This window comes from Dialister sp. (genome assembly GCF_051885895.1).
Classification (GTDB): Bacteria; Bacillota; Negativicutes; order Veillonellales; family Dialisteraceae; genus Dialister.
On the sequence record NZ_JBJEXP010000032.1, the window covers coordinates 1 to 2,703 of the forward strand.

A 2,703-nucleotide genomic window follows, 5' to 3' on the forward strand; every position below is an offset into this window, starting at 1 on the left:
AGTTTGTGCTGGATAAGCGGATGATCAATAATATGAATCTGCATAATGGCCTCCCTTAATATAACGCAGCGATTTTTACCGCTATTATTTTAGCACATATGGGCATGGCACGCATGGAATTCTGCCCATAAACTGCAGACAGAGAATAGACTTCCAGAGAATAGACTTCCAAAGAGAGAGGAAATTTTCAGGAATAGATGATGGGGAGTCTGCTCACCGCAGAGTATTTTTACCCGATGAATCATCTGCTTTCCTGTCATTTCGACCGGAGCGAAGTGGAGTGAAGAAATTTAACTTCTCCCTGTCATTTACCAAACTGGAGCGGGAGATCTCTCGGCTCTCTGCCATATGATTCCGATACGATAGACCTCATTCCGATTCGCCGCACCGGTCGAGATAGCAAAGTGTCCTGCCCTTTTTCCAGTCATTTCGATCGAAGCGAAGTGGAGTGGAGAAATCTCCCTGCGCAATGCTTGTTCCCGCTCCTCGCACTAACGGCAGTTCTTTTCGGCGACCGGTATTTACTATTATTTGTCTCTATGGCAGCGCATACCAGGATTCTTCGCCTGCGGCGCAGAGGGGCGGTGTCCGGCGGGAAGGCAGAAACCGGCACACCGGCTTGCTATGATTCTCCCCTGAAGGAAGCAGACACACCACTTTTTTGCTTCCTGCCGCCAGGCGGCAGGCCCTGTGCAGGGAAGCCGGTTAAAAATAACATGACAATCATTGGTATTTGATGTAAAATAAAAACATTGGATTATGATAGCATAGGTTTATAGGACCTTTATTTAGAAAAGAGGAAATATATGAAACATAGCAAAATCGCTGCTCTGCTTTGTGCACTGGCTGTAGCCGGTGCAGGAGCTCCGTCTGTATGGGCAGAAGACACATCAGTGCCTGCAGCTGCGGCAGTGAAAGAAGCCGACAGCACAGCTGCTTCTGCACAGTCTGCGGATACAGCGGCCAAGGCACCGGAAGTAAATTATACGGACGCCCTGCTGAAAGGCCTTTCCCTGACCCTTCCGGATGTGGAAAAATCAGTGGAATCCGGTACCTTCAAAAATCTGTCTCCTGAAGCTCCCAAGCCAGTTGTTGAACAACCGGCACCGGAACCGGAGCCGGAACCGGAGCCGGAACCGGAGCCCGAGCCGGAACCTGAACCGGCTCCCGCAGCCAAGTATACGGCAGACCAGGGAGATGCAGCCAATGAGCTGGATAGTGACGGTACCTATGACGGCATGACCTATACCTCCGCCAAGGCCAATGAAAATGCCCTCCGTGTATCCATGGCCTACATCAGTGCGAATGGAGATACCATCACCAAATCCGGCGATGTAGATGATGTGACGAATTCTGACCTTTACGGAAAGAATGCGGCCCTTCTCGTGACCCATGGCGGACACGGGGCCTTTACCGGCGCGAAGATTTCCACCACCGGCAATGGGGCCGTCGGCGCTTACGGCTACAGCAAGGGTACCTATATCAATCTGACTGATTCAGCCATTGATACCAAAGGAAACTTTGCTCCTGCTGCAGAAACAGCAGAGAAGGCCATGATGAAACTGTCCAATGCCACCGTTACTACGGCAGGCTATGCTTCCCCGGCCCTTAAAGTATCGAAAAACGGCGGTATTATTCTGGCTGAAAACAGCCATTTCACCACTGCAGGACAGGAATCCCACGGCGTATACAGCACCGGTGACGTAACCCTTACCGGAAGCACCATGAATGCCCAGGCCACCAAGGCTGCTGTAGTGAAAAACAACAACACCCTCTCCCTGGAGAACTCCACACTGGAAGGAAATGAAACAAACTCCGTGCCTTATAACATCGTCCTCTACTCTGATGAGGATGCCATCGGCACCATGGGAACCCAGCAGTTTAACGCCAAAGATTCCACCCTCATTTCCCATAAGGGCGGTATGTTCTACATCACCAGCACCCACGGCAGGGTCACCCTGGAAAATACCGCCATCCAGCAGGATGAAACACTTCCCATCTTCACCGTGACCGGCAATGACGGCACCTTCGGCTGGGGAGATCCCGGAAGCAACGGCGGCCACCTCCAGCTCGTTCTTGTGAAACAGAACCTCACCGGCAATATCCTGGTTGACTCCATCTCCGATGTAAATATGAACATCACCGACGGCTCCATCTGGACCGGTGCCATCCATATCGTACCCAACGCCCAGAACGGCGATGCCTACCACACCAATGCGGACATCTTCATTGCAGCAGGCTCCACCTGGAACCTCACCGAAGACAGTGAAGTCACAACCGTCACCAACCTGGGCACCATCAACTACAACGGCCACACCATCAAACTGGCTGACGGCACAGTGATGAAAGGATAATATATAAGAAATATAGATAGCGGCGCTTCGGCGCCGCTTTTTTATGTGGAAAGGGGCCGCTTCGCGGCCCGGGTTCTTAAGTTTAACGGGGCTGTCGCCCCGAGGGTTCTCAAGTTTGACACGGCCTTTGGCCGTGAGGGTTGTGGTGGGCGCCTTTAAAAATAATTGGGCGCCAGTATGTATAAAACCTTTACAATCGCCCTACGGGCGAGGAAAAAGCTTTTCCCCTTTGGTAGCTGGCGCCACCACCTTTGCCACGGTGTGAAGCGTGTCACTGGATTCTCAGTCGTCTGCCGACTCCCTACGAATCCAGTTCCCTTGCCACCCCGCTAAAGCGGTGGGACTATGG

The 2,703-nt window shown here is 52.1% G+C and carries 1 protein-coding gene; it reads left to right on the forward strand.

Translation table 11 applies throughout. From position 1 onward, the window contains the following. The first annotated feature begins 806 nt into the window (after positions 1 to 806). Positions 807 to 2,354 (forward strand): hypothetical protein, encoded by a 1,548-nt coding sequence (locus tag ACI4N7_RS02530; RefSeq protein WP_439731799.1) that lies wholly within the window; start codon positions 807 to 809, stop codon positions 2,352 to 2,354. The last annotated feature ends 349 nt before the right edge of the window (positions 2,355 to 2,703 follow it).

Coding starts and splice junctions, on each gene's coding strand:
- ACI4N7_RS02530 (WP_439731799.1), top strand. CDS start 807: ATGAAACATAGCAAAATCGCTGCTCTGCTTTGTGCACTGGCTGTAGCC.